Origin of the sequence: Pseudomonas sp. R19M, assembly GCF_050312585.1 — a bacterium.
Classification (GTDB): domain Bacteria; phylum Pseudomonadota; class Gammaproteobacteria; order Pseudomonadales; family Pseudomonadaceae; genus Aquipseudomonas; species Aquipseudomonas palleroniana.
Genome location: NZ_JBNPJV010000098.1, coordinates 1 through 26,778, shown reverse-complemented (window position 1 = coordinate 26,778; position 26,778 = coordinate 1). Strand labels below are relative to the sequence as shown.

Sequence of the window (26,778 nt, the reverse complement as noted above, 5' to 3'; positions counted from 1 at the left end):
CTTTTATGGCTGCTGTCGATCGAACGGCTCGCGATCCAGCAGGCAGTCAATGAATGCACCGAGGGCAGCCGGTCTGTGCCGCCTGTTCGAGTAGTAGAGAAACAGCCCCGGACGTGTGATCGACCAGTCTGCAAGCACCTGAACCAGCTTTCCTTGGGCCAACAGCTCACCCACGCCATCTTGCTCAAAATGGTAGGCAATGCCGAGGCCTTGTACCGCCGCAGCAACGCCGATATCAGGGTGATTGGTGACGACAGGGCCATCCACCGCGATCTCGAACGACTGCCCCCGTTTCTTGAACTCCCAGCGATAAGGTTTGCCGTCTGACTGAAGCCGCCAATTGATGCACGCATGTTCGTGCAAGTCGACGGGGGAGTGGGGTGTGCCTCGATGCGCGAGGTAATCGGGAGACGCCACGGCCATCATCTTCAAGTCGGGGGTGAGCCGAACGGCAACCATGTCTTTTTCAAGCTGCCCACCGACGCGGATGCCCGCGTCAAAGCGGCCGGCGACGATGTCTGCCAGCGTATCGTCAACCACGATATCGAGTACTACGTCAGGGTGCGCATGCTGGAAGCGTGACAGCCTGGGGGCAATGATGGTCCTCGCTGCGATCCCCAGCGTGTTGATGCGCAACGTGCCACTCATCTGACCTGTGGTTTCGCTGGCTTGGGCCACGGCCACGGCGATCTCTCGGAACATCGGGGCTATACGCGAGTAGAGTTGCTCGCCACTCGCCGAGGGCGCGACGCTTCGAGTCGTGCGGTTCAGCAGGCGTGCGCCGATACGGTCTTCGAGCTGTCGGATGGTCTGGCTGAGTGCAGAGGGCGACAGGCCCAGGTGCTCTGCGGCCCTTGCGAAGCTTTTACGCTCCACTACGGCGACAAAGGCCTTTAGCTCAGCAAATTCTGATCCGCGCATTATGCATTGTTCTCTAAATAGCCAATGCTGATTTTGGAGGATTCTTGAAAGGATCACCAGGGCACATCCTATGAGCCATCCCAATCAAGGAGTCCCTCATGTCAGTGCTTACTCTTCCAGATCCCATCGCCGCGTATTTCGCCGCGGATCGCCAAGGCCCCGATGCCGTCGCTCGCTGTTTCACGTTGCAGGGCGTGGTCAGAGACAAGGGGCAGACCCACACCGGCCGCGATGCCATCGCGGCATGGAAGGCCGAGGCATCAACCCTTTACACCTGCACCACGGAGCCTTTCTTGATTGAACAGAGGGGTGATGTGATTGCTGTTCACAGCCACGTGGCCGGCAATTTTTCAGGCAGCCCGATTGATCTCAAGTTCTTGTTCCGTCTTGAACAGGGTCTGATTGCAAGCCTGGAGGTTACCCTATGAGCCTGGATCTTCGGCTTAACGCGCTACGGGCGGTGGTTACCGGCGGCACGAAGGGCCTTGGCGCCGCCGTTGTACAAAGCCTGGTGGAGGCCGGTGCACGCGTGGCGACATCAGCGCGCGTCATGCCGGCACAAGCGGTGGAGGGTGTCACTTACATCCCGGCGGATCTGACGACGTCCGCAGGCGTGGCGCACCTCGCACAGGCCGTTCTCAAGGAGTGGGGCGGGGTCGATGTGGTGATCAATGTACTCGGGGGTTCAGAGACTCCAGGTGGCGGGTTTGCTGCCCTCACGGATGAACACTGGCTGGCGGAACTGAACTTGAATCTGATGCCCGCAGTCCGTCTTGATCGAGCCCTCTTGCCCGCCATGCTTGCCCAAGGTTCAGGTGTGATCATTCACGTCAGTTCGATCCAGCGCCTGATGCCTCTGCCCGAAGCCACCACCGCCTATGCTGCCGCAAAGGCGGCCCTCACCACGTACAGTAAGTCCCTTGCAAAAGAGGTCATGCCCAAAGGCGTTCGTGTGCTGAGCGTCGCGCCAGGATGGATTGAAACCGAAGCGTCCGTAAGGCTGGCAGAGCGGCTGGCGGCCCAGGCTGGAACAGACTATGAAGGCGGCAAGCGCATTGTCATGACATCGATCGGCGGAATTCCACTCGGCAGGCCAGCCAAGCCTCAAGAGGTGGCCGATCTGATCAGCTTCCTGGCGTCACCACTTGCCGCCTCGATCTCGGGGGCTGAGTACCGTATCGACGGGGGGACCGTGTCTACGCTTTGACCGACGGCCCTGGATCAGGTGAGTAAAGTCGGGAGCATTTAAATGCTTGGGCGGGGTGTGCACCGGCGTTCGCATGTTGGGCCGCGTGGAAATAGCTGGGGCCAGCTGATTTTCAAGGACTTGCTCAACTTCGACTGAAACGACCCGGCCTCGTGGGCCAAGGGCCGTCCCTGCCTGAGCGAGGTCGCCTGCGGCCCACCTCGCTCGCTAAGCCAACTGCGTCGCAAACCGGCCCACCGCATCGACCACTTGCTTGGCTCCGTCCTGAATTTCAACAATCACCTGGCCTGCCTGTGTGGCCAGTTCAAGACCTTGCTCAGCCTGGTTCTTGCTGTTTGCCATCTCCGCGACGGTCTCATCCACCAGCTTCTGGTTTTGCAAGACGACCGAGGCGATTTCTTCCGTGGCCGTGCTGGTGCGTCCAGCCAGTTGGCGAACTTCATCCGCCACCACCGCAAAACCTCGCCCTTGCTCACCTGCGCGAGCCGCTTCAATCGCAGCATTCAACGCCAGAAGATTGGTTTGCTGGGCGATGCTGCTGATCGTCTGGATAATCGAGCTGATCAACAGTGACTGTTTGCCAAGCGCTTCGACTCCCCCAGACGCAGCCTGCATATCAACGGCGATTTTACGCATGGTGTGCATCGTGTCGTTGACCACGACTGCGCCCCTTTGAGCGCTGACATCCGTTTGCTGAGATATTTCAAATGCGGTCTGGGCCGCTCCGCTGACTTCCTCTTCACGGGCGACCTGATCGGTCACCACCGTGGCAAATTTCACCACTTTGCAAAGGTTGCCTTCGGTGTCGTAAACCGGGTTGTAGGTGGCTTCCAACCATACGGTTTGGCCGTGACTGTCTAAACGTTCAAACCGGCCGGCCACAAATTCACCCCGGTTCAACGTTGACCAGAAATCCTTGTAGGCCTGGGACGAAGTTTCCTCTGGTTTACAGAAAATACGGTGATGGCTGCCTTTTGCTTGTGCCAGGCTGTAGCCCATCGCCTGTAGAAACCGCTCATTGGCCGTGAGCACATGCCCGGAAAGATCGAACTCGATCACTGCCGTCGAGCGAAGCAATGCCTCAATGAAAGAGGCGTTTTCCGATGCTTTTTCTACGCGGGAGGTAATGTTCGTGGCGTAGCACGTGATGTGGCTCAACTGGCCGCTCTCATCCGTGATCGGCTGCCAGTGGGCATGAATCCACACTAACGAGCCATTTGCATGCAGGTACCGGTACTCGTCGGTGATGGACTTGCCTGCGGCTACCGCCGCTCGAAAGTTATGAAAGCATGGCAGCTTGGAAACGTACTGCGGCACGATCTCGGCCATGGGACGGCCTGTCAGCCGGTCCGGGGTATAGCCCAACGCATTGGCAAAGTTTTCGTTGCAGGCCGTAATTTTGAAGGTGGAATCGATACTTAGCCTCAGCATTTCACGGTTCAAACCATCGCGCAGTTGGCGCAGCTCCGACAGCTCGCTTGCCTGCGCTTCAAGCTGCTTCTTGAACTTGTTGTTGAACATGGGAAACCGCCTCTTGAGTGATACCAATCCTATCGGCCTATCAAGGTGCATATTGAGGCCATCCATGGGAAAAACGGATTCAGATGAACACAGCGTAGTTGAGCAAAATTTTTGTGAAAGTCCGAAATTGCGTAAGCCGATCCCCCGTGTCCTGGCCGTGACGAGAAACAGCTGCCAGACCACTATTGTTTACGGGGATCATTCAGCGATGACTGCTTGCCAATAGCGTCCAGGCGTAATGCCCGTATAGCGTGTAAAGGCAACACTGAAGGCGCTCACGGAGCTGTAGCCGACCCGTTGCGCGATTTCGGCAATGCTGTCGTCTCGTGTACGCAGCAGGTTTTTGGCCAGGGCCATTCGCCACTTCAGCAGATAGGTCATGGGGGCCATGCCCATCGCTTGTTTGAAGCGCTCAAAGAAGGTGGAGCGGGAGAGGGCCGCTTCTCGGGCCAGTTGCACCACTGTCCATGGCTGGTTCGGGCGCTCATGAATTCGGCGTATTGCCACCGCCAGACGTTCGTCCGCGAGCCCGCGCAACAGGCCGGCGGGTGCGGTTTCGGTGGTGGTAGAACGCAGGGCTTCGATGAACAGCACTTCAAGCAGGTGTGCCAGGATGACATCCCGCCCCGGGCGCTGCCCACGCGCTTCCTCGGTGAGCAGTTCCACCAGCACGGTCAGTCGGCGTTCGCCGCGAACGTGGATCAGTTGGGGCAGCAGGGTTATCAGTAACTCAGCGTCCGGCGAGCCGAAGGTGCAGTGGCCTACCAGTAATTGAACGTCGGCCGCAATATCGGGTGTACCCACCAGGATGTGCCGCGGCCGCAACTCTACAGGCACGCTATCGGCGTCTTCGGCGGCCAGCGGCTCGACACTCATCATCGTGAAATCGTAGGCGGCTGGGATCAGCACAAAGTCGCCAGCTTGCAAACTCAGGGCCGGATTCCCGGCCACTGAAAGCCTGCAACCCCCTTCGAGAATCGCGCAGTAAAAGGGTTGCCCGTACACCGAGCGTCGAACTCGCCAAGCGCCGGCACCGGTGACGACCTTGGATAGCGAGGCACCGGGTTGCAGCAGGGTGACGACTTCGGTGAGCGGGTCGAACATCTCGGACTCCTGCGAAAAATTCGCGGACTGGCGATGATATTAAGTCCGACCACGACAGCCTATCGTTGCAGTTCTGTCAATCAACGAATGGAAACTTTCATGAAGACTGTGCTGATTACCGGCTGCTCCTCCGGCTTTGGTCTGGCCACTGCGCAATATTTTCTCGAGCGTGACTGGAAGGTCATCGCGACGATGCGCAACCCGAACGAAAAACTCTTGGAGGCCTCCGAGCATTTGCGCGTGCTGCCCCTGGACGTCACAGACCCCGGCAGCATTCAACAGGTCGTAGAGGCTGCCGGCCCCATCGATGTGCTGGTCAACAATGCCGGTATCGGTTTGCTCGGGGCCCTTGAAGGCATCTCGATGCAAGCGATTCGTGGCATTTTTGAAACCAACACCTTTGGCACCATGGCGATGACTCAAGCGGTGCTACCGCAGTTTCGGCAACGTAAGTCCGGGGTTGTGGTCAATGTCACCTCAAGCGTCACAATGAAGTCGTTACCCCTGCTAAGCGTGTATACCGCCAGCAAGGCTGCGGTGAATGCCTTCACCGAGTCTCTGGCGCTGGAGCTTGAACCGTTCAATGTTCGGATGAGCCTGGTGCTGCCGGGGCGGGCTCCCACGACAGACTTCGGTAAAAATGCGCAACCGCGAATGCAAGGAAGCATCCCAGAGGCATACTCCGATCTGGCGCAGCGGGTGTTTACCGAGTGGTCGCAATCCACTGTCGTCACTGAGGTCCAAGACGTCACCGAAGCGATATGGCGTGCAGCGAACGACCCCACCTCACCGATGCGCATCGCTGCTGGAGCCGATGCCATTGCGCTGGAGCGTTAGCGCAGGTCCTCTGCATAAGATTGAAAAAACCGAAGTTCATGTTCAAGCCCCTGCTGCGGTTAATGGCTTCAAGGTTTGAGGCTCGGGGGATTGCCGCGAGATAGCCATTGTTGCAACCTCATCGTTCATTTTGGTGCGGGGGTGAGACATGGACTGGAGTGACCTGCGGATCTTCCTGGCGATTGCCCGCAGCAGCTCGCTGGGTGGCGCCGCCAGGCAGTTGGGGGTCAGTCACCCGACGGTCGGGCGGCGCTTGCAGGTGCTTGAGCAAACCTGTGGGCAAGCGCTTTTCCTGCGCACGGCCCAAGGGCTGGTGCTGACGGACAGTGGCGAGAAGATTCTCAGTCTGGCCCAGGACATGGAGCACAGCGCCCTGGCGATCGAGCGTCGGCTGGCGGGGCAGGACGATCAACCGGAAGGTCTGTTGCGCATATCCTCCGCCGACTGGTTTGCCTGCCATGTGTTGTCGCCGGTCCTGAGCGAACTGGTGCAGCGGTATCCTTTGATCGTTCCCGAAGTGATCGCCGGGCATCGGCTGTTCGACCTTGCCCGCCGGGATGCCGACATTGCTTTCCGGATCGTGCCCTTCACCGAACCCGACATCGTCCATCGCAAGCTGACAACCCTGCCGTACGGGCTCTACGCCGCCTTGCAGGCCCCGGCGCCGCATCCGGACGGCGAGGGCCTGGGCCTGATCCTTATGAACCTCGCCCAGGCCCATTACCCGGACGTGCAATGGCTGCAGCAACGCTATCCGCTGGCTCACACCGTGTTCACCAGCAGCAGCCGCACGGTTCAGGCGCAGATGTGCGCCAGGGGGCTTGGCGTTGCCGTATTGCCCCGCGTGCTCGGCGATTCGGTGCCGGGGCTGCGCCTGCTGGACGAAGACCAGCCACCGCCAGGGCGGGACATCTGGATGGGGTATCACCAGGACATGCGCCAGATGGACCGGCTACGCGCGCTGGCCGACCTGGCGTCCAGCATGATCGGCGCGGGCTAGCGCCGAAGCGCCTCAGCTCGAACCAACAGCTGACGCCTGCGTGCCCTGCGCTGGCTGGCGTGCCAACGTCAGGCTCAACGCAGCCCCCACGGCCAGGCAGGCGGCGATGCACAGTACCGAGACCGTGAAGGCGTGGGTGATGCTGGCCGCCGTTGCCGGTTCCCCCAGCAAGGTATAAAAAATGCCGCCGATCAGGGCGACGCTCAGCGATGTACTGATTTGCAACGTGGCACTGGTGATGCCGGCAATCATCCCGGCATACGCCGGCGCGACCCGGCCGGTGACCATGCGCATCAACGTCGGCAGGGCCAGCCCTTGGCCCAGGCCGATCAAGAACAGGATGGCCGCCAGGGACGTGAAGGGCGGGGCGAGGGTGGTCGGCGTCACTGACATGAGCCAGCCCAGCCATAGCAATCCGAATACTTCCAGGCCCATGCCGACGGGGTTCACATAGTCGCCGAGTACGCGCCTGAGTAGCGGCACCGACAGGGGGCCGAGCAGGAAGCCCGCGCCGAACGGAAGGAAGATCAGGCCGGCATGCAGTGCGCTCATTTGCAATGCGCCTTGCAGGTACATCGAAAACATCAGGAAAAATACACCGATTGAGTAGAAGCACAACGCGACCAGTAAGGCGCGGCCCAGGCCCGGCGCCTTGAGTGCGGCGGGGGCGAGGATGGGGTTCCCGCCAGCGAGGTGCAAGCGGGTCTCGTATCGCCAGAACAACACCGCCAGCACTGCGCAAGCGACGAGCGACAGCCAGGCCCACAACGGCCATCCCGCTTCGCGGCCTTCAATCAAGGGCACGACCAGGGCGGTCAGGGTCAGCATCGACAACGCCGTGCCTACCAGGTCCAGCTTGCTCGCGTGCAGCGCTCGGGTTTCTTTGAGCACCGGCATGCCGAATGCAATGACCAGCAACGCGATCGGCAGGTTGACCAGGAATATCGCACGCCACCCCATGCCCCACAGGTCGACCGCAATCAAGACGCCGCCCAGCGCCTGACCGATGACCGACGCCAGACCGAACACGGCCCCATACAGACTCAATGCCAAGGGTCTTTGTGACGCCGGGAAAATCGCCTGCACCGATGCGAGCGCCTGAGGCGCCATCACGGCAGCGGTCACGCCCTGCAAGGCTCGCCCAAGGATCAGGAGCCAGGGCGAAGCTGCCAGGCCGCACATCAGCGACGCGGCGGCGAAGCCCAGCAGGCCGAGGAAGAACATCCGCCCGCGACCGTACAAGTCGCCGAGCCGCCCGCCGGTAATCAGCGTCACGGCATAGAGCGTCGCATAGGAAGAGATCACCAGTTGCTCGGCGGAAGACCCTGTACCCAGGTCCTCCTGTATCGAGGGCAGTGCGACGTTAACGATAAAAAAATCCAGCGGTGGCAAAAACGCACCGACGAGCAAGATAGCGAACATCAACCAGCGCCGCGGCTCGGGCACTTGGATTTCGATTGGGGACATGACAGGCATCCTGTGTGGAAACTCAGGTTTGACGATGAGTAAAACGCCGGGCTCGGTGCGCGCAGGTTTCTCGCCCGCTCGCGCCGAGCCGATGGATGCCAATTTAGGCGATCACTCTGGGGCTTTCGCCTTACAAAACTGCACGGCCATTGTTCATTCGTGTCAGTGCCGCTCTGCTGCGATGAGCCTCACCATGGACAAGGTCGTTTCACGCGACTTCGTTATCAATGACGCAGGAGTCAGACATGTCAGGTAAATTCAGAGAGCAGGTTGCCGTCGTGACCGGCGGGTCCACGGGGATCGGATTTTCCATTGCGCAAGCCTTGATCGCCGAGGGCGCCAAGCGCGTTTACATCACTGGGCGGACAGCGGACACGCTGGAGGCGGCGGTTGCCAGACTCGGCGGCAAAGTTGTCGCGGTGGTTTCCGACGTCTCGCGCCAGACGGATCTGGATGCACTCAAGACGACAATTGAAACACGGGATGACCGGCTGGACGCCGTGTTCGCAAATGCCGGGATCTGTGAGAAAAATCCGCTCGGAGAGACCAGTGAGGTCGCTTACTACGCACTGTTCGACGTGAACGTCAAAGGCGTTTTTTTCAGTGTTCAAACGCTTCTTCCGTTAATGAAAGACGCTTCGTCCATCGTCTTGACCGCTTCGATCTGTTCCAGCAACGGCATGGAAGGGCTGAGCCTGTACAACGCTTCCAAGGCCGCGGTGCGATCCTTTGCACGCACATGGGCCAATGAACTCAAGCACCGCAAAATCCGTGCGAATGTGTTGAGCCCCGGCTTTACCCGTACACCGCTGATGGACAACGGACTGAAAATGAGCGACATCGACATCGCTGCATTGCGGCAGTACGTCGAACAAATCACACCATTGGGCTACATGGCGCAACCTGAAGAAATCGCCAGTGCGGCACTGTTTTTGGCCTCCGACGACGCCAGATACGTGAACGGCGTGGAGTTGATGGTCGACGGTGGTTTGTCGCAAATCTGAAGTCTCATCGAACCTCGTGCGAACCTACTCAGGAGCGGGGACTGGCGTCGGCGCGCACCACCAGCCAGATCCCTGGGGCGCGCGCGATGCAGAAATCGTTTCAACTGTAGGTAAGGGAACTTGCTGTGATTGCCGCCGAACTAACGTAGCTAAATATCTATGAACAACCGGACGCGCTCGCATTCCGCAAGAGAGATCGCATGCTCGAACATCTAGACCTCAATGCGCTGATAGCCGTCTACGGCTACTGGGTCATTTTTATCGGCTGCCTGCTGGAAGGCGAAACCGTTCTGATCCTCGGTGGAATGGCTGCCCATCAGGGCACCTTGCAAACGCTGCATGTGATCGGTTGGGCCACGCTGGGCGGCCTATTGGGTGATCAGTTGCTGTTCTGGACCGGGCGTTATTCCGGTGAGCGCTTGCTGCCGAAACTCAAGCGACATCGCTCTGCAATCGAACGGGTCGAGGGCCTGATCCACCGCCACCCCATGACGTCTGTATTCGCCGTACGCTTTCTCTACGGAATGCGCCTTGTAGGCCCCATGGTGATAGGCGCAAGCGGTCTGGCCCCCTGGCGTTTCGCGCTGATCAATGTGCTGAGTGCGGCGATCTGGGCAACCCTGTTCGTCGGCGCCGGATATTGGGCCGGCGAGGCGTTACAGCATTTGCTGGGTGATTTGAAGCCGTATCGCCTGCCGATCTTTCTCGGGGTGTTGGCACTCGTTATCCTTACGGCGGGAGTGCGGCATTGGCGTCGTCGAGCCAAGGCTCAACGTTGAAGCGGAAAAATTAATTCGTCCGCTTTTTGGCCCCTGAGAGAAAGCACGAACCACTCCCTCTCATCTTCGTCACACCACTGCTGCTTCCATCGTTCTGGAACGCCAGGCATACGCCAACACCATCAGCAACCCCAGAGCAGCCATCGCCGCTCCGGCCAGGGAAATCGCCGGATAACCCAGACCCGCGTTGATTACCGCTCCGCCCAGCGCCGCGCCAATCGCGTTGCCAAAATTGAAGGCGCCAATGTTCACCGCAGAGGCCAGGTTGGGCGCGTCCTTCGCTGCTTCCATGACGCGCATCTGTAGCGGCGGCACCAGAGCGAAACTGGCGATACCCCATACCAGGATGGCCAGAGCCGCCGGCACCGTCCAACGCATCAGCAGGGTAAACGCCAGCAAGACGAGAATCAGAACGCTGAGCGAGACGATCAAGGTGCGATCTATCGAGCGGTCCGCGGCCTTGCCGCCCCACAGATTGCCCAGCGTCAACCCCACGCCAAAAAGCATCAGCATGGCGGTGATATAGGCGGTGGAGCCATGGGTCTCGCTGCTGAGGATCGGCGCGATGTAGGTGAAGACGGTAAACATTGCGCTGGATCCGACTACGGTCAGGGCCAACGCGCCCAGCACCGGACCACGCCCCAGTACCCGAATTTCGGCCATTACACCGCCGCTTTGCGACGTCTTCAGGTTAGGCAGGGCGAACCACAACGCGGCCATGGTCACCACGCCGAGGCCGGTAATTCCCCAGAAAGCGGTGCGCCAACCGAACAGTTCACCAAACCAGGTGGCCATCGGCACACCACCGATGGTCGCCAGGGTCAGGCCCATGAACATCGCCGCAACCGCCCCGGCACGTTTCTCCGGGGTGACCACGCTGGCGGCGACGATGGAGCCAACGCCAAAAAATGCACCATGGTTCAGTGAGGTCACCACCCTGGCGACCATGAGGCTGTAGTAATCGGTGGCCAGCGCTGACATCAGATTACCCAGCGTGAAAATTGCCATGAGCCCGATCAGCAGATAGCGCCGGGGAATCTTGCCGGTGGTCAGGGTCATCAGAGGTGCGCCGAGCAATACGCCCAACGCATAAGCACTGACCAGCAAACCGGCGGCAGGAATGGAAACGCCCAGATCCGCAGCGATACCCGGCAACATGCCCATGGGGGCGAATTCTGTTACGCCGATGCCGAAGGCACCGATGGCGAGCGCGACAAGTGGTGGATTGATATGCATGGAAGGCTCCTTATCTGTGCCGCTAATGCTACGATCCAGTCTTTTTAGGCGGTAGTTGGCATTTTTGGTAATCACCTTTGCGCAGGAGGCACAAGTGGACTTCAACGGTAGGTCAGGTGAAATGAGCGTGTTCACCACCGTGGCGCAGGAAGGCAGCCTGTCGGCCGCCGCACGTGCTCTGGGCCTGACACCCTCGGCAGTCAGTCGGATCATCGCGCGTACCGAGCAACGTCTTGGCACCCGCCTGCTGTTACGCACCACCCGAGCGATCACCTTCACTGCCGAGGGCGAAGCGTTCCTGCGCGGTGCCCGGCGCATCCTGGCCGACATGGACGAGGTCGAAGAAGCCATCGCCGACCAAGGCGTTCCCAGGGGGCGATTGCGAGTCAGTGCCGCTCTTGGCCATGGACGGCTGGCCATCGTTCCTTTGGTCGCAGCATTCAGCGCCCGTTACCCTAACATTGTCGTCGACCTCACCCTCGGCGACGAAGTGGTCGATATTCTCGGCGGACAGGCCGACGTCGCGGTCCGCTTTGGCCATCTGCCCGACAGCCCGCTGACCGCGCGCAGGATCGGCGACACCGGCCAGGTAGTGGTGGCATCGCCCGAGTATCTGCAACGCCACGGTATCCCCCAGGAACCGGAGGACCTGCTACAGCACAACTGCCTGCGCTTCAACTTCCGGCGCGCTGAACCTAACTGGCCGTTTATCCGCGATGGAAAAGAGTTTTCCCTGAAGGTCAGCGGCAACATCGAATGCAGCAGTGGTGAAGCGCTGGCACAACTCGCGCGAGTAGGTGCCGGTATTGCACGTATCGGTGAGTTCACCGTGAGAGGGGATCTGCAGCGCGGCGAACTGGTTCCGCTGTTGGAAGCCTGCAATCCGGGGGACCAGGAACCGATTCATGCGGTGTTCATCGGCGGGACGGCAATGCCGGCGCGGGTGCGATTGTTCGTGGACTTCTTGCTGGAACATCACCGGATGTAAGCGCAGGCCCAAGCTTATATTTTCCGGATGCTCGTGATGTTGAGTGAACAATCTTGAGCTCTGGCATTGATGGGGCGGCTTTTATTCTCTGCAGGAATGCATTCCATGAAATTAATGAATTTTTATTATCGCCACACATGACCTATGTTGATTCAAGGACATGGAGAACTCCCTTGAACTCATCATCGCCCAACTCAGTTGAAAAGTTCGATAACACCCGTGCCAACGAGTACGGACGTCAAAGCCGCATCGCACTGGCCGGTTATGACGCCTGTCAGGATCTGGCGGCGTGCATGCTCGCGGCAAGCCTTGGCAGCCGGGACTCGGCAAAAGTCCTGGCAGTCGGTGCGGGCGGTACGGCGCAGGAGATTATCGCAATGGCCAGGCTTGAGCCAGGTTGGCGCTTCACCGCCGTCGACCCCTCCGAATCGATGCTTGAAACCGCGAAGCAGCAGTTGGTCGCCAATGACCTGCTCGAAAGAACCGAACTGGTGCTTGGACACGTTGAAGCACTGGCGCCGGATGAGTCTTACGACGCCGCCACCTTGATCGGTGTACTCCATCATCTCGATGGGGACGAGGCCAAGGGACACATCCTGCGAGCCATTCGGGCGCGTCTGAAACCGGGGGCTCCGTTGATTGTGGCGGGCAATCAATATGCCTATGCCAGCCAGCCGTTACTCCTGGCTGCCTGGGGGCAACGCTGGCGGCAGCACGGCGCCGGCCCGGATGAAGTGAAAGCCAAGCTTGGGAAAATTCTTCAAGGCGCTGACCCTCCGCATTCTGAAGCGGCGGTTCAAAAGCTGTTGCATGAGTCGGGGTTCGGGGATGCGACGCGTTTTTTCAGCAGCCTGTTCTGGAGCGCTTGGTTGACGTGTAAAACCGGCTGAGCAGGGCGGCGTGAGCCGCCCAGGTGAGGCGTCAAACCTGTTGCTGCCCGCCATCGACGAACAACTCGATGCCGTTCACGAAACTGGCGTCATCCGATGCCAGGAACAGCGCGGCGCTGGCGATTTCCTCGGCTTCGCCGACGCGGCCCATAGGAATGAGCGACGCCAGATAGTCCAGCAACCCTTGCTGTTGGGCGGCATCGGGGCCGGCCAGGTCGACCAGGCCTGGGGTGCGTGTGGCACCGGGGCTGATGGTGTTGATCCGCACATGGCGGTCCTTCAGGTCCAGAATCCAGTTGCGAGCAAACGAGCGCACGGCAGCCTTCGATGCGGCATACACGCTGAACGCGGCGGTGCCGCCGCTACCGGCGGTCGAGCCCGTGAGGATCACCGAAGCCTTTTGGGCCAGCAGCGGGAGGGCTTTCTGTACGGTGAACAGCACGCCTTTGACATTGCGGTCGAAGGTCTCGTCGTAGTGTTGTTCGCTGATTTCACCCAGTGGCACCATCGAGCCGCCTCCGGCGTTGGCGAACAGCACATCGATACGACCGTGGGCCTCGCCGATCTGGCGGTACAGCGTGTCCAACTGGTCGAGCTTGGTTGAGTCGACTTGAACACCGGTGGCATTACCGATCGCGGCTACCGCGGCATCGAGTTCGGCCTTGCGACGGCCGGTGATGTAGACATAGGCGCCTTCTGCGGCGAAGCGTTTGGCGGTGGCCAGACCGATGCCGGAGGTGCCGCCGGTGACCAGTGCGATTTTGCCTTCAAGTTTGCGGGTCATGATGTGTCTCCCAGTGTCTGGTTGAGATGTTGCGTTGAGTGAGTTGCGGTGTGGGAGAAGCTTATCGACGGCAGTATCTTTTCAAAATAGAATTGCCTGAAAGACATCGTTGCAGAAATGAAATGAGCAGAATTCCAGATTTTGAAGGGTTGGCGATGTTCGCCAAGGTGGCGGAGGAGGGCTCGTTTGCGGCGGCTTCGCGGGTTATGGGGGTCTCCGTGCCGACCGTATCGCGAGCTGTCGCACGGCTCGAAGAGCGCCTGGGTGGCCGGTTGTTCAACCGCACCTCCAGGCAATTGGCGTTGACCGAGTTCGGCGCGAGCATGGCCGCCAGGGCCGGCGAGATCTATCGGCAAGCCGAAGAGGTCGAGAGCGAAGCCCAGGAGTTAGCCGTGCAGCCCCGTGGCCAGGTGCGCCTGGCCATACCGATGTCTTTCGGCTTGCGCTGGGTCGCGCCGTTGATACCGCAATTGATTCGCCAATACCCTGAGTTGTCGATAGATCTGCACCTGTCGGATGCCGCCGTCGACTTGATCGCGGAGGGGTTCGACGCGGCGTTGCGTATCGCGGTATTACCGGACTCATCGCTGGTGGCTCGGCGGATATGCGCAGTCACCCAATACCTGGTGGCATCGCCTGGCTACCTGGAGCAGCACGGGCATCCCACTCACCCTCGCGAGCTGGCGACCCGCCAATGCCTGAGCTATGCGTACCGCTCGCGCAGCCCGGTATGGCGCTTTACCCATGACGACGGCACAGAAGAGGACGTCGTCCCCAACGGCCCGTTGCGGGTAACCAACGGCGATGCCCTTTTGCCAACCTTGTTGGATGGCCTGGCCATCGCCGAACTGCCCGAATTCATTGCCAGTGAATACCTGGCGGACGGGCGCCTGGTCGTGTTGTTGCCGCAGTGGCACATGTCGCGTGGCGGCCTCTATTTCGTGACCCCGTCAGCGCGCACGCGCCCGGTGAAGGTCAAGGCACTGTCGGATTTTTTTGTCCAACATTTGTCGGAACCCAAATGGCGGTGGCCGTGACGATGTAATCAGCGATCCTGCAAAGTCGCGGGTGCGAAGTTTGCTGCCGACGAAAAAGGCGCGGGGCAAGCCCTAATGCCGGTCAGTTAAGACTTTACGCGGTCACTGTGGGAGGGGGCTTGCTCCCGATAGGCCGCGCAGCGGCCTCAAAAATGGGCCTGCTACGCAGTCTATCGGGAGCAAGCCCCCTCCCACAGGTTCGCTCTAAATCGCTTACCTGACCGGCATTAGGGCAAGCCCGCTCACTACAGAGTTTGGTCGCGGCAGGTTCTCTTAACTGACTAGCATTAGCCGGTCAAGGCGCCTTTTCCATATCAGTTAAGCGGCTCGCCGCGCTCGACCATCGCTCGCCATTGCTGCACGCTTGGGCGCTCCTGCATACGGGCATGCCAGTCGCGCAGGGCAGTGCATTCATCCGGCACCGGCAGCTCAACCAGGGCCGAGAAAATCATCCCGCCCAGCACAGCGATGTCAGCCATGGAAAAACTATCGCCAGCGATAAAGGGTTGATGCTGCAACAGGTTGTCGAAATAGCGCATCCCCCGCACTGCCTTGTCACGCATGCGAATGCCCCATTCGGCGTTCTGGTACAGCTCCACTTCTGGACCAAGCCCCGGTGTCGCATGGTGAAAATACGTACTCACCGCATCGAGAAATTCGATCTCTGCGCGCTTGGTCATCATGTGTATCAGGCCTTTCTCCACGGGAGTGCGACCGGTGAGGGTCGGGTTACCGTCGAGTACGTCCAGGTACTGAGTGATAGCGGTGCATTCGGCGATCAGCGTGCCGTCCTGTAACTTCAGTACCGGCAGTGTTCCGGAGTAGTTGATATTCAGGAATTCCGGTTTCTTGTGTTCACCTTTCCACAGATTCACCGAGACGAATTCGGTGTGCGACAAAAGTGATTTTTCTGCCAAGGCGATCCGTACACGGGCCGGGTAGGGGCCGTTATACCAGTCGTAGATTTTCAATGCGGGAGCGGAGAAAGTGCCGTTTTGGGTATCGTTCGTGGTCATGATGATTCAGCTACCTGTCAGTTGGTAGGTAGAAGATTGCGACCGAAAATTAACCTTGTCAAGCCCTACCTTCCAATTGGCAGGTAAGGTTTGCGCGGTTACAATCCGTCATCGATCAGAGGACGCAGATATGAGCGAAAACGCACGAGAAGCGATTCTGGAGGCTGCGAAAGCGGCAGCACAGACCCATGGTTATAACGGCATCAACTTTCGCAGCATCGGCGAGATAGTGGGGATTAGGAACGCCAGCATCTACTATCACTTTGCGAGCAAAGCCGATCTTGGCGCAGCAGTTGCCGAACGCTACTGGCAAGACACGGCCAAGGTTCTGGAAGGCATCCGAGCGTCCAACCCCGAACCTCAGCGGTGCCTGGAGCTGTATCCGTCGATTTTTCGTACTTCATTGGAAAACGGTAATCGGCTTTGCCTCTTCAGCTTCATGGCCGCCGAGTACGAAGACCTGCCGGATGAAGTCAAACAGCAGCTCAAGACATTCGCAGAGGTCAATATCGAGTGGCTTGCACAGGTGCTGGCCCTTGCCGGAACGGCGAGTGAGGACCTTTGTAAAACGCGCGCTCGCGCCATTTATGCCGCCGTTGCCGGTGCGCAGTTGATTGCGCGTAGCCAGGGCGATATTGCGGTGTTCGATGAGTTGATCAGCAACTATCAGGATGCCGGGCTGATGTCGGGTGGGTCGGGGTCAGACCCCATTTAACGCCAACGTGGTCTGCCCCTTGTTTCTCGCCCCTAGTGGCTCGGCGCCGACCCCTTGGGTTTGCGCGGGACCAGCGCCGTCGCAATCACACTGCCCATAGGCGTTGGTTTGGGCGCCTGGCGGTGCTCCACGGCCTTGACCGCCCATTCTTCCAGGCGCACACGATTACGTTGGAACACCATCACGTGGGTCGAGCCGCCGAACTCGAAGTGACCGATTTCCGTACCGCGCTTGATCGTGACCGGCCTGGCACCTTCGTCGACGATAAACGCCGGTTCAATGATGCAGGTCGACACCTCCACCATGCCGATGCAGATCAACGCCACGTACCCGCAGGCGGGGTGCTCGAAAATAAAGATCGCGCGTGCCGCCACGTGGCCCAGGTAGGGTTGTGACTCGGTGCCTTCCCAGGTGCCCGGGCCTTCCTTCTGGGCCGGGCGTTGGGCGAAGTAAGTCCCGGGCTGCACCCATGAGCGCACGAGAGTGCCGTCCAGTGGTGCGTTCCAGCGATGGTAGTGGGTGGCCGACAGGAAGCCCTGGTAAAGCTGGCCACCTTCAAACAGCTTCGCCAACGTGGATTGGCCGGCGAACAGGTCCAGCAGCGAGTAGTTGACGTCCTTGATCCAGAAGTCGCTTTCAAGCGCGATATCGTTCTGATACTCCCACGGCGTGGTCTCGCAGCCGATATTGACTTGGGTCTTGGCATCGCCCTGGAACGGCCGCGCGCCGGGCACGAACTTGCGGATGAAAAACGCGTTCCACGAATCGAAGCCGTAGCCGGGTTTTTTCGGGTCGCACTCCATCTGGTCCCATACCCCGGCTTTCCAGGCGGCCTTGGAGATCCAGGAGCCCGGTTTCTCGGGGTTGTTGATGTCAAGTTTGTCCAGCGACTGCGGGCTCTTGAGGTAGGCGTTCCAGGTGTCGAGCACCTGCTTGAACTGCTGGTTGAAGGTGGTGTCATGAAACAGCGCAACGCCGGCTTCGGTGGCCATGGAGATCGCCAGGAAGCCATTCATGGGCGTGCCCACCTGAGCGGTGTCGTTGAAGGACGACGAGGTGCTGACGATCTCGTTGAGGATCTCGAAGAAACTGTCGTAGCCCTCGATCCACACCGCGTCACCATCCTCGGTCTTGATCTGGTCGCGGGTGTGGGGGGGCAGGGTCATCACGAAGGCATTGGCCTGCTCGATCATCGACATCACCCACATGCGGTACACGCTGTGGCTGGTCACCCATTGCTTGAAGGCCACCAGCTGCGGCTGCATGGGCGCCAGGGTGCCGGCTTTTTTCATCGCGGCGATGTAGTTGCGCAGGGGCACCAGGTAATTGGCGGTCGCCCATACGCGGTTGGGCACCCAGAAGCCCATTTGCACGGGGCCGGCGTTGTCCAGGGTGAGCAGGTTGGAGCCGCTGCCCTCGACGGGCGGTGGGGTTTTACGCGGGAGAGTGGCAGGTGAAGAACGATCAGAGTGCGCCATGGTATTAGTCCTTTAAACATCGCTGCGTGGGGAAGCTCCTCTTGAGCAGTGTTCAGCGTAGCCAGCGCGGGACCGGGGTTTGTAATGGTTGGCTATAACCAGCTGCGGCCACCGACGAAAATCATCTTCGACACCAGCTCCACGATGTTCTTCACCTCCAGTTTTTTCATCAGCCGTGCCCGGTGCACCTCCACCGTGCGGTGGGAAATCCCCAGGCGCAGGGCGATTTCCTTGGACTTGAGGCCGTTGACGATCAGCATGGCGATTTCCCGCTCCCGTGGCGTGAGATCGCCGGTGCCGGTGTGGGGGCGGTCCAGGCGTTCGAAGTGCCAGATCATCAGCTTGAACGGGTCTTTGGGGGTGAGGGTGTAGCCATGGGACCGGGCCCAGAACACTTCGCCGCTTTTGTGCTGCATGAAGCGTTCATCGGAGTAGAAGCCGTTTTCACTGTCGAGCAACCAGTCATGGCTGCGCTTGCCGATGGCGTGGTAATCGGCCTGGGACGGGTAAATCAGCAGGGTCAACTGGTTGACCAAGGCATCGCGGGTGTAGCCGAACAGCTTCAGGAATGCTTCGTTGCAGTCGACCATCACGCGATGGCGGGTAACGATCTGTGGCGCAGGCGACAGCTGGAACGCCAGGCGCTCGATATCTTCGAAGAGCGGTTCAAACACAGTCATTGGGCGTCCTGCCTCGTTGTATATCGCTGCGGTTACTACTTATCCATGTAAGTAGTTACACGAATTGGCGAGCGATCCAGGGTGGTTCATTGTAGGGAATGTTTACACCCACACCAGAAGAAATTGAATATGCCTGCTGATTGCGTCTCCATAGTTGCCGCTGGTCATTCGCGTTTTGGTCGCCTGGATGGCACCACCCTTGAGGACCTGATCGTAGAGGTCACCCGCGAAGCCCTGATGGACGCGGCCATTGATGCGGCAGAGATTGACGCGCTGTTTCTCGGCCACTTCAATTCAGGGCTGGTGCCCGACGGCTTTGCCGCCTCGTTGCTGTTGCAGGCCGACCCGGGGCTGCGCTTCAAACCGGCGACCCGTTGTGAAAATGCCTGTGCATCCGGTTCGGCGGCGATCCAGGCCGGGGTCAATGCGATCCTCTCCGGCAGCGCCGAGCTGGTACTGGTGGTGGGCGCCGAGAAAATGACCCACACCTCGACGGCCGCCGTCACCCAGGCCCTGGCCGGTGCCGGTTATCAGAACGACCCGGCCGAAGCCGGCCTGAGTTTCCCGCAATTGTTCGGCCGCGCCGCCCGGCAATACGCCGAGCGCTACCATTGCCCGCTGGGCTCGATGGCGGCCATCGCCACCAAGAACCACACCAATGCCATGGCCAACCCGTTGGCGCAGATGCATCGGGTGATGGATTTCGAGCACTGCAACAATGTGTCCCAAAGCAACCCGTTCGTGGCCGAGTCCCTGCGCCTGACCGATTGCTCGCTGATCAGCGACGGCGCCGCCGCGATTATTCTGGCGTCGCCCAAGCGTGCGCGGGCGTTTCGTCGCGATGTACAGATTCGTGCGCTGACCCAGGTCAACGACACACTGCCCATCGCCCGGCGCGACATCCTCGCCTTCGAAGGCCCGCAACGGGCGATCCACTCGGCGTTGCGCGGGGCCAACATCACCCTGGCCGACCTGAGCTTTGCCGAGGTGCACGACTGCTTCACCATCGCTGAACTGCTGATCTACGAAGCCATGGGCCTGGCGCCCAAAGGCGAGGGCCACCGTGTGCTCGACAGCGGCGTAGTGCGTGCGGGCGGGCGGCTGCCGGTGAACCTTTCCGGCGGGCTCAAGGCCAAGGGGCATCCGGTGGGGGCCACCGGCGTATCCATGCATGCCTTGGCGTTTCGACAACTGACCGGTGAGCCGATTGGTCTGGCGGTGCCCAACCCCGAGTTCGGCCTGGTGTTCAACATGGGCGGCATGGCGGTGGCCAACTACGCCTCGGTCCTGCACGCGCGGCGCAGCTGAACCATGAACATCGCCCATTGGCTACACGACACCCAACGCCGCCATCCGCAGCGCCCGGCGCTGTTCGAGGGCGCCCGGCAAGTGGCCGACTACGCCACCTTCGCCGCCCATGTGCGCCAGCGTGCCGCCTGCCTGGTGGACCAGCACGGCCTGGTGCCGGGCGATACCGTCGCGGTGCTGATGAAGAACAGCTGCGACTATCTGGAACTGCTCTACGCGATCTGGTGGATGGGCGCGGTGGCCGTGCCGATCAATGCCAAGTTGCATCCGGCGGAGGCGGCGTGGATCGCCGCTGATGCCGAGGCGCGCCTGATCTTTACCGACGGCGGTCGGGTATTCTCGTCGCGGGATTTGCCCGCGCGCTGCAAGGAACTCGACGGTCACGTATTGCCCCCGACCCGTGGCTGGCCGACCCTGGCGCAGCCGGTATCGCGCCAGGACCAGGATCTCGCCTGGCTGTTCTACACCTCCGGTACCACCGGGCGTTCCAAGGGCGTGATGTTGTCCCATGGCAACCTGATCGCCATGTCGCTGTGCTACGCCACGGATGTCGACCCGGTCAGTGCCGATGACGCGGCACTATATGCGGCGCCGATGTCCCATGGCGCCGGGCTCTACAATTTCATTCATGTGCGCTGCGGCGCACGGCATGTGGTGCCGGCGTCCCACGGCTTCGAGGCGACCGAGCTGTTCGGCCTGGCGGCGCAGTTGGGCAATGTGTCGCTGTTCGCCGCGCCGACCATGGTCAAGCGCATGGTCGAGCAGGCGCGGCGTCAGGGGTACCACGGCGAAGGCATCAAGACGATCGTCTACGGCGGCGGGCCGATGTACCTGGCCGACCTGCGTGAAGCCGTCGACAGCTTTGGCCCGCGGCTGGTGCAGATCTACGGCCAGGGCGAGAGCCCGATGACCATCAGCGTGCTGCCCCGCGCGGTGATTGCCGACCGCCAACGTCCTGATTGGGACAGCCTGGCGGCGTCGGTCGGGCATGCGCAAGCCTGTGTCGAGATCCAGATTCTCAACGCGCAGCACCAGCCGGTGCCGACCGGCGAGCGCGGTGAAATTGCCGTGCGGGGTGCCACGGTCATGCAGGGCTATTGGCGCAACCCTGAGGCCACCCGACAAACCCTGGTCGACGGTTGGCTGCTGACCGGCGATATCGGCTTTGTCGATGCGGCTGGTTACCTCACGCTCACGGACCGTTCCAAGGATGTGATCATCAGTGGTGGCAGCAACGTGTACCCGCGTGAGGTCGAGGAAGTGCTGGCCCAACACCCCGAGGTGTTTGAAGTGTGCGTGGTGGGCGAGGCGGATGCGCAATGGGGCGAGTCGGTGGTCGCGTTTGTGGTGACCCGCAGCGGCCAGCCGCTCGACGAGGCTGAGCTGACCGCCTGGTTTTTGGCACGCATGGCGTCTTTCAAGAAACCCAGGAAATACCTGTTCCGCGATGAGTTGCCCAAGAACAGTTACGGCAAAATCCTCAAGACCGACTTGCGGCAGTGGTTGAAAGACGCGAGTATCGCCGCCACTCGCTAGCCCGCATTTTTTCATGGATAGAACAACCGACAAGGAGTCCCTTCGATGGGCATTCACCCGCAAGACACGCTGCGCAAGCGGCGCCGCGCGTTTCTCGGCGCCACCTCCGGCCACTTGATCGAGTGGTACGACTACGGCGTCTACGGCTTTCTTGCCGTGTACATCGGCCAGGCGTTTTTCGTCTCCGATGACCCCACCACCAGCCTGCTGGCCAGCTTTGCCGCGTTCGCCCTGAGCTTCTTCATCCGGCCCTTGGGCGGGCTGTTCTTCGGCCCCTTGGCGGACAAGATCGGCCGCCGCAAAACCCTGATCATGGCACTGGTGATGATGACAGGCTCCACCGTGTTGCTGGGCTTGCTGCCCAGCTACGCGACCCTGGGCATCGCCGCGCCGATCCTGCTGATCCTGGTGCGTTGCGTCCAGGGCTTCTCGGCAGGCGGCGAGATCGGCACCGTCACCAGTTTTATCTCCGAATACGCCGGCCCCGGCCGTCGTGGCTTCGCCACGTGCTGGCTGATGGTGACTGCGGTACTCGGCCTGTTGCTGGGCGGCGCGGTCGCCAATGGCATGACCTGGGTGCTGGGCGCCGATGTGATGCAGGAATGGGCCTGGCGCGTGCCATTCCTGATCGCCGCACCGCTGGGCTTTATCTCGATGTACATCCGCTTGAAGCTTGAAGACAGCCCTGAGTTCCTGGCCCTGCAACGCGCCGGGCAAACCTCGCGCGCACCGCTGCGTGAAGTCTGGCAGTGGAAGCGGGCGATTGCCCTGGTGTTCTTTATCATCACCTTGCACAGCTCGATTTTTTACCTGGTGCTGACCTTCGCCTCGACCTACATGGCCAAGATCCTCAAGTTCGACAGCGGCACCACCTTGCTCTATGTGTTTGTCGCGAGTTTTTCGGCGGCCTTCGTGATGCCGTTCGGCGGTGCGTTCACCGATAAGTACGGGCGCAAGCCATTCCTGATGGTGATCGGCACACTGGCGACGCTGGCGATGTTCTGGCTGTTCAAGTCGGCCCCGATCGCCACGCCGGCAACGTTCTTTGCACCGCTGATGGCGGTGGCGATTCTGTTTGGGCTGTATGCCTCGTCTACCTATGCGCTGATGAGCGAGCTGTTGCCGACGCGTATCCGCTCCACCGGGATTGCGGTGGCGTACAACGTGCCGGTGGCGGTGTTTGGTGGCAGTGCGCCGTTGATCTCGACCTGGTTGATCAAGGTGACTGGCGACATCACCTCGCCCTGGTATTTCTATGTGGCCACCGGCGTGGTGTCGTTGATTGCGCTGGTGGTGTTGCGCCGGGAGGACTTTGTGGCCAACGGTAGTCCTGCGCCGGTGCCGGCCAATGCGGCGCTTGCCTGACGGGAGGGGGTTGGTCCGTTAAGGGGCACTGTGGCGAGGGAGCTTGCTCCCGCTGGGTCACGAAGCGGCCCCAGCTTTTGCTTTGAAAAGACTGGGCCTGCTACGCAGTCCAGCGGGAGCAAGCTCCCTCGCCACAGGTTACCCGTTGCCCACTCTAGCGCTGCAGCACCCCACGAAAAGTCGCGCTCAAGGCCCGCAGCGTGTCGCGGGATCGCTCGTCGTTGATCCGGCTGTGCAGCTTGACCTCACTGACGGGCAAGGCGGGCAAACCGTATTGCTCGCCGACCTCCACCGCGCCGGCCGGTGCCACGCGGTGTGCCAGTGCGGCCACCCCCAGGCCGGCGCTGACCGCCGCTCCCACGGCCAGCACACCGCCGCCGACAAACACTTCGGTCCAGTCGATGCGTGCGTCATCCAGGGCTCGGGTTGCCAGCTGGCGAACACCGCAGGGCGCAGCCAGGGTTGCGATGCGCAGTGGGGCATCCGGACTGTGTTGCCACGTCGGCGCGGCAAACCAGCCAAAGCGCTCCACCGCCAATACTTCGCCATCTTGGCGATCACCTTCGTTACGCACGATGACCGCGTCCAGCTCGTTGCGCTCGAACGCGGCGACCAGGTCGCGAGATGAGGCGATGCGCACTTCAAGAATCACCAGCGGATCGTAGGCGGCAAGGCGGCTGAGCCAAGTGGGCAAATCCGGCCCGGCCACGTGGTCGCTGATACCGATCACCAACCGCCGCGTTGCGTGGCCGCCCAGGTCACCGAGGGCGCGTTCATGGGCGTTGAGCAGGGTACGGGCGGCGCCGATGAACCGCTCACCCTGTGGCGACAGCCGCACATGCCGGGGCGTGCGCTCCAGCAGCCGATAACCCAGGCGTTCTTCCAGGCGCTTGAGCTTGAGGCTGATGGCGGCCTGGGAGGTGTCCAGGGCCTCGGCGGCACGCGTGAAACTGGCGAAATCCGCCACCAGGACGAAGGCTTGCACGGTGTCGATATCCAGCGGTTTGCTCGTATCAGTCATATCAAATACTTATTTCACATATATCCATTGATATCTTGTTGAAATTATCCGCGCTGCGCAAGCTGGCATCTCATCTTGCTCAGGAGTCTCTCCATGTTTGCCAAACAGTATTCACACCGCTTGCCCGCCGACTACGACATGCGCGTGATCCACCAGCGCGCCGCACAATTGGGGCCCTTGTGGGATCACACCGAGGGGTTGCTGTTCAAGGCGTTTATTGCCCAGGAGCGTGGGCAGGCGGCGGGCAATGTCTATGCGTCGGTGTACTTGTGGGCCGACCCGTTGCAGGCGGTCGACTTTTTGCTGGGCGAGCGCTTCCAGAAAGTACTCGACAGCTTTGGTCGACCGCATATCGAGAGTTGGTTGCCGGTGGACGTGGTGCGCGGCCCCGCGTCGGGCGCGGTGAGTCTGTACCGGGAAGAATGGCCGCTGGCCCCCGGTGCGGACCGAGCGCAGGTATTGGCCGAGCAGAAACGCCACAATCAGCAACTGGCTGAGCGCACCGATACGTTTGCCGTGTTCCTGGCCCTGGATGTCCAGGCATGGCGGCTGGTGCGGTTTACGCTGTCAGCCGGCGCGCTGGAGGCGGAGCATCCTGGCAGCGGCTATCAGGTCTTGTACCTGGCCCATCCTGGCGCCTAGACCGACAGGCGGGGCTTCTGATCGTAGTTCGTTGTAACATCGGGAGGACCTCGCCGGTCGACGATGACCGCGCACCGAACCGAAGTGAGCTGTGATGCGAACCACCCGCTTGACACTTATCTGCCATGCCAGCACCCAGGCCCTGAAACGTGGGCGTTTTGCACGGGATGAGCCCGTGGATATGGATTGGCAACAGGCGGCACTCTCCCTGGCGGGTCGCTTCAAGCGGGCACCCCGCGTGGTCTGTGGCCCTGAGTTGCGTACACGGCAGACGGCGCGGATGTTTGCCGAGCAGCCGCAAATCGACCCGTGCCTGCGTGAGTATGATTTTGGTCGATGGCAGGGCCAGCCCCTGGAGACCATCCAGCAGTCCGAGCCCCAAGCCTTGCAGGACTGGCTGGGTGACAGCACTGCCGCGCCACACGGTGGCGAATCCGTGACGCAACTCTGCGAACGCGTCGGCCAATGGCTGCATGACCTCGAACACACCCCCGGCCATGTACTGGCGGTAACCCATCCGTTCGTGATTCGCGCCGCGTTGCTGCAGGTGATGCAGTGCGCGCCGGCTGCGTTCGGGGCGATTGATGTCGAGCCGTTGTCGTCGACTGAGCTCAGGTTCAATGGGCGATGGCGCCTGCGGCTGGAGTGATTTGACCCAGCAGGCCGACAACATGGCAAAATCCACATCCCGCACTGAGAGCACCCCATGAAAACCATCCTGATCATCGGCATTGGCGCCGGCAACCCCGACTACATCACGATGCAGGCCGTGAAGGCGCTCAACCGTACCGATGTGTTTTTCCTGATGGACAAGGGCCAAAGCAAAGACAAGCTGATCGACCTGCGGCGTGAAATCTGCGAGACCTACATCACCGACCCGGGCTACCGTTTTGTCGAGGCCGACTGCCCCGAGCGTGTGCGTGGCGATATCGATTACACCACCGCCGTGCAGGACCTTAACCGCGATAAGCAAGCGACCTTCGAGCGGATGATCACTGAGCAAATGGCTGACGGCGAAGTGGGTGCGTTCCTGGCGTGGGGCGACCCGGCTTTGTACGACAGCACCATTCGTATCCTGCAGGCGATCCTTGCCAGTGGCCGCTGTGCGTTTGAATTCGAAGTGATCCCCGGCATTACCAGCGTGCAGGCCCTGGCGGCCCGGCACAAAGTGCCACTGAACCGTATCGGCCGCTCCATCGAGATCACCACCGGCCGGCGTTTGGCGGCGGGGCAGGCCAGTGATGCCGATACCCTGGTGGTCATGCTTGATGCCGAGGATTCCTACCGCACCGTGGCCGATCAGGACCTGGATATTTACTGGGGCGCTTACCTGGGCACGCCGGACGAGATCCTGATCAGCGGTAAAGTCGCCGAGGTGGCGCCGGAGATCGAACGGGTGCGCAAGGCCGCGCGCCTGGCCAACGGCTGGATCATGGATACCTATTTGCTGCGCAAACCTTGAGGTTGCCCATGTTCAAACTCTTCGCGCTGACATTGGCTTTGCTGGCCGGCACTGCCCAGGCCGACGTCACCTTGCACACCGATTTGCCGCTGTCGTACCTGGAGCAGACCCAGGGTGAGGCGCGCAACCAGCCGTTGGTGATTTTCCTGCATGGGTTCGGCAGTAACGAGGAAGATCTGTTCGGCATCAAGGACGCGCTGCCATCGACCTGGACCTACTTGTCGGTACGCGCACCAATGCCGGTCGACCCCAGTGGCTATCGCTGGTTTGCCAGGAAACCCGGCGACGGTGATTACGATGGCGAGACGGCTGACTTGCAACGCAGCGCCAGGCTGATCGAAGACTTCGTGACCCAGGCCACTGCCAAATATCACACGCAAAGCGATCGGGTGTTCCTGGTGGGGTTCAGCCAGGGCGCGATCATGTCCTACGAAGTGGGCTTGCGAAAGCCTGCGTTGGTGCGGGGGATCGCGGCCTTGAGTGGCAGCGTATTACCGGTGCTCAAGGCTGAACTGAAACCCGATGCGGCATTGGACAAGCTGGCCATTTTCATCGGCCATGGCACGTTGGATCAGGCGCTGCCATACACCGCGGCCACGCGGGCCAATGATGTATTGCTGGGGTTGGGCTTGAAGCCCGAGTTCCACGGGTATATGGGCATGCCGCATACCGTGAGTGAAGCCGAGGTACAGGACCTCAAAGCCTGGCTGGAACAGAGCCTGCGATAAAAATGCGGTCAAAAATGTGGGAGCGGGCTTGCTCGCGAATGCGGTGTATCAG

The 26,778-nt window shown here is 60.8% G+C and carries 26 protein-coding genes and 2 pseudogenes; 17 read left to right on the top strand and 11 right to left on the bottom strand.

The genetic code is table 11. The annotated features are described in order from the left end of the window. Positions 1-3: 3 nt before the first annotated feature. Entirely contained in the window at positions 4-921 is a 918-nt protein-coding gene (locus ACQRBT_RS25305) for a LysR substrate-binding domain-containing protein (protein ID WP_412046884.1), read from the bottom strand. A 98-nt stretch (positions 922-1,019) separates the two neighbouring features. Between ACQRBT_RS25305 and ACQRBT_RS25300 the strand changes: the two genes are divergently transcribed. Together ACQRBT_RS25300 and ACQRBT_RS25295 are read left to right on the top strand one after the other, a co-directional pair. Further along, complete coding sequence (locus ACQRBT_RS25300; protein WP_412046883.1) at positions 1,020-1,349, top strand: nuclear transport factor 2 family protein; 330 nt, start codon at positions 1,020-1,022, stop codon at positions 1,347-1,349. Continuing rightward, positions 1,346-2,128 (top strand): SDR family oxidoreductase, encoded by a 783-nt coding sequence (locus ACQRBT_RS25295; protein ID WP_412046882.1) that lies wholly within the window; start codon positions 1,346-1,348, stop codon positions 2,126-2,128. The genes ACQRBT_RS25300 and ACQRBT_RS25295 overlap by 4 nt, the downstream gene beginning before the upstream one ends. Positions 2,129-2,335: 207 nt before the next feature. On the opposite strand, the pseudogene ACQRBT_RS25290 reads toward ACQRBT_RS25295, so the two are convergent. The 3 genes and pseudogenes from ACQRBT_RS25290 to ACQRBT_RS25280 all read right to left on the bottom strand — a co-directional run. After that, positions 2,336-2,770: pseudogene (locus tag ACQRBT_RS25290) on the bottom strand (methyl-accepting chemotaxis protein); the annotation flags it as partial. Between the two features lie 102 nt (positions 2,771-2,872). Next, positions 2,873-3,559 (bottom strand): annotated as a pseudogene (locus ACQRBT_RS25285) (PAS domain-containing protein); the annotation flags it as partial. Positions 3,560-3,847: 288 nt separating this feature from the next. Next, entirely contained in the window at positions 3,848-4,753 is a 906-nt protein-coding gene (locus ACQRBT_RS25280; protein WP_412046881.1) for an AraC family transcriptional regulator, read from the bottom strand. Between the two features lie 99 nt (positions 4,754-4,852). Between ACQRBT_RS25280 and ACQRBT_RS25275 the strand changes: the two genes are divergently transcribed. Then, positions 4,853-5,590, top strand: a complete 738-nt coding sequence (locus tag ACQRBT_RS25275) for an SDR family oxidoreductase (protein WP_412046880.1) — start codon at positions 4,853-4,855, stop codon at positions 5,588-5,590. Positions 5,591-5,738: 148 nt separating this feature from the next. After that, entirely contained in the window at positions 5,739-6,590 is an 852-nt protein-coding gene (locus tag ACQRBT_RS25270; RefSeq protein ID WP_412046879.1) for a LysR family transcriptional regulator, read from the top strand. Positions 6,591-6,602: 12 nt separating this feature from the next. Here the strand turns inward: ACQRBT_RS25270 and ACQRBT_RS25265 are convergent, their stop codons facing one another. Next, positions 6,603-8,057 (bottom strand): MFS transporter, encoded by a 1,455-nt coding sequence (locus tag ACQRBT_RS25265; RefSeq protein WP_412046878.1) that lies wholly within the window; start codon positions 8,055-8,057, stop codon positions 6,603-6,605. A gap of 245 nt (positions 8,058-8,302) precedes the next feature. Between ACQRBT_RS25265 and ACQRBT_RS25260 the strand changes: the two genes are divergently transcribed. Both ACQRBT_RS25260 and ACQRBT_RS25255 read left to right on the top strand, forming a co-directional pair. Further along, entirely contained in the window at positions 8,303-9,061 is a 759-nt protein-coding gene (locus ACQRBT_RS25260; RefSeq protein ID WP_412046877.1) for an SDR family NAD(P)-dependent oxidoreductase, read from the top strand. A 200-nt stretch (positions 9,062-9,261) separates the two neighbouring features. Next, positions 9,262-9,840, top strand: coding sequence for a DedA family protein (locus ACQRBT_RS25255; RefSeq protein ID WP_412046876.1), 579 nt, complete (start codon positions 9,262-9,264; stop codon positions 9,838-9,840). 69 nt (positions 9,841-9,909) lie between these two features. On the opposite strand, the gene ACQRBT_RS25250 is transcribed toward ACQRBT_RS25255, so the two are convergent. Then, on the bottom strand, positions 9,910-11,076 hold the full coding sequence (locus ACQRBT_RS25250) for an MFS transporter (RefSeq protein WP_412046875.1): 1,167 nt from the start codon (positions 11,074-11,076) through the stop codon (positions 9,910-9,912). Positions 11,077-11,170: 94 nt separating this feature from the next. Between ACQRBT_RS25250 and ACQRBT_RS25245 the strand changes: the two genes are divergently transcribed. Both ACQRBT_RS25245 and ACQRBT_RS25240 read left to right on the top strand, forming a co-directional pair. Continuing rightward, positions 11,171-12,064, top strand: a complete 894-nt coding sequence (locus tag ACQRBT_RS25245; protein ID WP_090371793.1) for a LysR family transcriptional regulator — start codon at positions 11,171-11,173, stop codon at positions 12,062-12,064. A gap of 173 nt (positions 12,065-12,237) precedes the next feature. Beyond that, on the top strand, positions 12,238-12,954 hold the full coding sequence (locus ACQRBT_RS25240; RefSeq protein WP_412046958.1) for a class I SAM-dependent methyltransferase: 717 nt from the start codon (positions 12,238-12,240) through the stop codon (positions 12,952-12,954). A gap of 31 nt (positions 12,955-12,985) precedes the next feature. Here ACQRBT_RS25240 and ACQRBT_RS25235 read toward each other — a convergent pair whose 3' ends face one another. Beyond that, positions 12,986-13,738, bottom strand: a complete 753-nt coding sequence (locus ACQRBT_RS25235; protein ID WP_161550095.1) for an SDR family NAD(P)-dependent oxidoreductase — start codon at positions 13,736-13,738, stop codon at positions 12,986-12,988. Positions 13,739-13,860: 122 nt separating this feature from the next. Here ACQRBT_RS25235 and ACQRBT_RS25230 point away from each other — a divergent pair, with 122 nt between their 5' ends. Next, positions 13,861-14,775 carry a LysR family transcriptional regulator gene (locus tag ACQRBT_RS25230; RefSeq protein WP_412046874.1) on the top strand — a complete coding sequence of 305 codons (915 nt, stop codon included), beginning with the start codon at positions 13,861-13,863 and terminating at the stop codon, positions 14,773-14,775. A gap of 314 nt (positions 14,776-15,089) precedes the next feature. Here ACQRBT_RS25230 and ACQRBT_RS25225 read toward each other — a convergent pair whose 3' ends face one another. After that, positions 15,090-15,791, bottom strand: coding sequence for a glutathione S-transferase (locus tag ACQRBT_RS25225; protein ID WP_412046873.1), 702 nt, complete (start codon positions 15,789-15,791; stop codon positions 15,090-15,092). Between the two features lie 130 nt (positions 15,792-15,921). On the opposite strand from ACQRBT_RS25225, the gene ACQRBT_RS25220 reads away from it, so the two are divergent. Then, positions 15,922-16,506: a TetR/AcrR family transcriptional regulator gene (locus ACQRBT_RS25220; RefSeq protein ID WP_412046872.1), complete on the top strand. Its 585-nt coding sequence runs from the start codon at positions 15,922-15,924 to the stop codon at positions 16,504-16,506. A gap of 32 nt (positions 16,507-16,538) precedes the next feature. Here ACQRBT_RS25220 and ACQRBT_RS25215 read toward each other — a convergent pair whose 3' ends face one another. Both ACQRBT_RS25215 and ACQRBT_RS25210 read right to left on the bottom strand, forming a co-directional pair. Further along, the gene (locus ACQRBT_RS25215; protein WP_412046871.1) at positions 16,539-17,984 is read right to left on the bottom strand and encodes a phophatidylserine decarboxylase associated domain-containing protein; all 1,446 of its coding nucleotides are present in this window, start codon (positions 17,982-17,984) and stop codon (positions 16,539-16,541) included. Between the two features lie 92 nt (positions 17,985-18,076). Then, positions 18,077-18,664 carry a LuxR C-terminal-related transcriptional regulator gene (locus ACQRBT_RS25210; RefSeq protein WP_090371786.1) on the bottom strand — a complete coding sequence of 196 codons (588 nt, stop codon included), beginning with the start codon at positions 18,662-18,664 and terminating at the stop codon, positions 18,077-18,079. Positions 18,665-18,793: 129 nt separating this feature from the next. Between ACQRBT_RS25210 and ACQRBT_RS25205 the strand changes: the two genes are divergently transcribed. The 3 genes from ACQRBT_RS25205 to ACQRBT_RS25195 are packed head-to-tail and all read left to right on the top strand — an operon-like array spanning position 18,794 to position 22,873. Further along, positions 18,794-19,972 carry an acetyl-CoA acetyltransferase gene (locus ACQRBT_RS25205; protein WP_060755375.1) on the top strand — a complete coding sequence of 393 codons (1,179 nt, stop codon included), beginning with the start codon at positions 18,794-18,796 and terminating at the stop codon, positions 19,970-19,972. A 3-nt stretch (positions 19,973-19,975) separates the two neighbouring features. After that, positions 19,976-21,508: a class I adenylate-forming enzyme family protein gene (locus ACQRBT_RS25200; protein ID WP_412046870.1), complete on the top strand. Its 1,533-nt coding sequence runs from the start codon at positions 19,976-19,978 to the stop codon at positions 21,506-21,508. A 45-nt stretch (positions 21,509-21,553) separates the two neighbouring features. Next, the gene (locus ACQRBT_RS25195) at positions 21,554-22,873 is read left to right on the top strand and encodes an MFS transporter (RefSeq protein ID WP_412046869.1); all 1,320 of its coding nucleotides are present in this window, start codon (positions 21,554-21,556) and stop codon (positions 22,871-22,873) included. Positions 22,874-23,027: 154 nt separating this feature from the next. Here ACQRBT_RS25195 and ACQRBT_RS25190 read toward each other — a convergent pair whose 3' ends face one another. Then, positions 23,028-23,894, bottom strand: a complete 867-nt coding sequence (locus tag ACQRBT_RS25190) for a LysR family transcriptional regulator (RefSeq protein ID WP_412046868.1) — start codon at positions 23,892-23,894, stop codon at positions 23,028-23,030. 93 nt (positions 23,895-23,987) lie between these two features. On the opposite strand from ACQRBT_RS25190, the gene ACQRBT_RS25185 reads away from it, so the two are divergent. The 4 genes from ACQRBT_RS25185 to ACQRBT_RS25170 all read left to right on the top strand — a co-directional run bounded on the left by ACQRBT_RS25185 (position 23,988) and on the right by ACQRBT_RS25170 (position 26,726). Continuing rightward, positions 23,988-24,536: a DUF4865 family protein gene (locus tag ACQRBT_RS25185; protein WP_412046867.1), complete on the top strand. Its 549-nt coding sequence runs from the start codon at positions 23,988-23,990 to the stop codon at positions 24,534-24,536. Between the two features lie 94 nt (positions 24,537-24,630). Next, on the top strand, positions 24,631-25,185 hold the full coding sequence (locus ACQRBT_RS25180) for a histidine phosphatase family protein (RefSeq protein WP_412046866.1): 555 nt from the start codon (positions 24,631-24,633) through the stop codon (positions 25,183-25,185). A 57-nt stretch (positions 25,186-25,242) separates the two neighbouring features. Beyond that, positions 25,243-25,998: a precorrin-6A synthase (deacetylating) gene (cobF, locus tag ACQRBT_RS25175; protein WP_060755369.1), complete on the top strand. Its 756-nt coding sequence runs from the start codon at positions 25,243-25,245 to the stop codon at positions 25,996-25,998. 8 nt (positions 25,999-26,006) lie between these two features. Further along, complete coding sequence (locus ACQRBT_RS25170; protein WP_412046865.1) at positions 26,007-26,726, top strand: alpha/beta hydrolase; 720 nt, start codon at positions 26,007-26,009, stop codon at positions 26,724-26,726. Positions 26,727-26,778 lie beyond the last annotated feature (52 nt).

Excerpts from the sequence above, each read along its gene's own strand:
- ACQRBT_RS25305 (WP_412046884.1), bottom strand. The coding sequence starts at position 921 with ATGCGCGGATCAGAATTTGCTGAGCTAAAGGCCTTTGTCGCCGTAGTG.
- ACQRBT_RS25300 (WP_412046883.1), top strand. The coding sequence starts at position 1,020 with ATGTCAGTGCTTACTCTTCCAGATCCCATCGCCGCGTATTTCGCCGCG.
- ACQRBT_RS25295 (WP_412046882.1), top strand. The coding sequence starts at position 1,346 with ATGAGCCTGGATCTTCGGCTTAACGCGCTACGGGCGGTGGTTACCGGC.
- ACQRBT_RS25280 (WP_412046881.1), bottom strand. The coding sequence starts at position 4,753 with ATGTTCGACCCGCTCACCGAAGTCGTCACCCTGCTGCAACCCGGTGCC.
- ACQRBT_RS25275 (WP_412046880.1), top strand. The coding sequence starts at position 4,853 with ATGAAGACTGTGCTGATTACCGGCTGCTCCTCCGGCTTTGGTCTGGCC.
- ACQRBT_RS25270 (WP_412046879.1), top strand. The coding sequence starts at position 5,739 with ATGGACTGGAGTGACCTGCGGATCTTCCTGGCGATTGCCCGCAGCAGC.
- ACQRBT_RS25265 (WP_412046878.1), bottom strand. The coding sequence starts at position 8,057 with ATGTCCCCAATCGAAATCCAAGTGCCCGAGCCGCGGCGCTGGTTGATG.
- ACQRBT_RS25260 (WP_412046877.1), top strand. The coding sequence starts at position 8,303 with ATGTCAGGTAAATTCAGAGAGCAGGTTGCCGTCGTGACCGGCGGGTCC.
- ACQRBT_RS25255 (WP_412046876.1), top strand. The coding sequence starts at position 9,262 with ATGCTCGAACATCTAGACCTCAATGCGCTGATAGCCGTCTACGGCTAC.
- ACQRBT_RS25250 (WP_412046875.1), bottom strand. The coding sequence starts at position 11,076 with ATGCATATCAATCCACCACTTGTCGCGCTCGCCATCGGTGCCTTCGGC.
- ACQRBT_RS25235 (WP_161550095.1), bottom strand. The coding sequence starts at position 13,738 with ATGACCCGCAAACTTGAAGGCAAAATCGCACTGGTCACCGGCGGCACC.
- ACQRBT_RS25230 (WP_412046874.1), top strand. The coding sequence starts at position 13,861 with ATGAGCAGAATTCCAGATTTTGAAGGGTTGGCGATGTTCGCCAAGGTG.
- ACQRBT_RS25225 (WP_412046873.1), bottom strand. The coding sequence starts at position 15,791 with ATGACCACGAACGATACCCAAAACGGCACTTTCTCCGCTCCCGCATTG.
- ACQRBT_RS25220 (WP_412046872.1), top strand. The coding sequence starts at position 15,922 with ATGAGCGAAAACGCACGAGAAGCGATTCTGGAGGCTGCGAAAGCGGCA.
- ACQRBT_RS25215 (WP_412046871.1), bottom strand. The coding sequence starts at position 17,984 with ATGGCGCACTCTGATCGTTCTTCACCTGCCACTCTCCCGCGTAAAACC.
- ACQRBT_RS25210 (WP_090371786.1), bottom strand. The coding sequence starts at position 18,664 with ATGACTGTGTTTGAACCGCTCTTCGAAGATATCGAGCGCCTGGCGTTC.
- ACQRBT_RS25205 (WP_060755375.1), top strand. The coding sequence starts at position 18,794 with ATGCCTGCTGATTGCGTCTCCATAGTTGCCGCTGGTCATTCGCGTTTT.
- ACQRBT_RS25200 (WP_412046870.1), top strand. The coding sequence starts at position 19,976 with ATGAACATCGCCCATTGGCTACACGACACCCAACGCCGCCATCCGCAG.
- ACQRBT_RS25195 (WP_412046869.1), top strand. The coding sequence starts at position 21,554 with ATGGGCATTCACCCGCAAGACACGCTGCGCAAGCGGCGCCGCGCGTTT.
- ACQRBT_RS25190 (WP_412046868.1), bottom strand. The coding sequence starts at position 23,894 with ATGACTGATACGAGCAAACCGCTGGATATCGACACCGTGCAAGCCTTC.
- ACQRBT_RS25185 (WP_412046867.1), top strand. The coding sequence starts at position 23,988 with ATGTTTGCCAAACAGTATTCACACCGCTTGCCCGCCGACTACGACATG.
- ACQRBT_RS25180 (WP_412046866.1), top strand. The coding sequence starts at position 24,631 with ATGCGAACCACCCGCTTGACACTTATCTGCCATGCCAGCACCCAGGCC.
- cobF (WP_060755369.1), top strand. The coding sequence starts at position 25,243 with ATGAAAACCATCCTGATCATCGGCATTGGCGCCGGCAACCCCGACTAC.
- ACQRBT_RS25170 (WP_412046865.1), top strand. The coding sequence starts at position 26,007 with ATGTTCAAACTCTTCGCGCTGACATTGGCTTTGCTGGCCGGCACTGCC.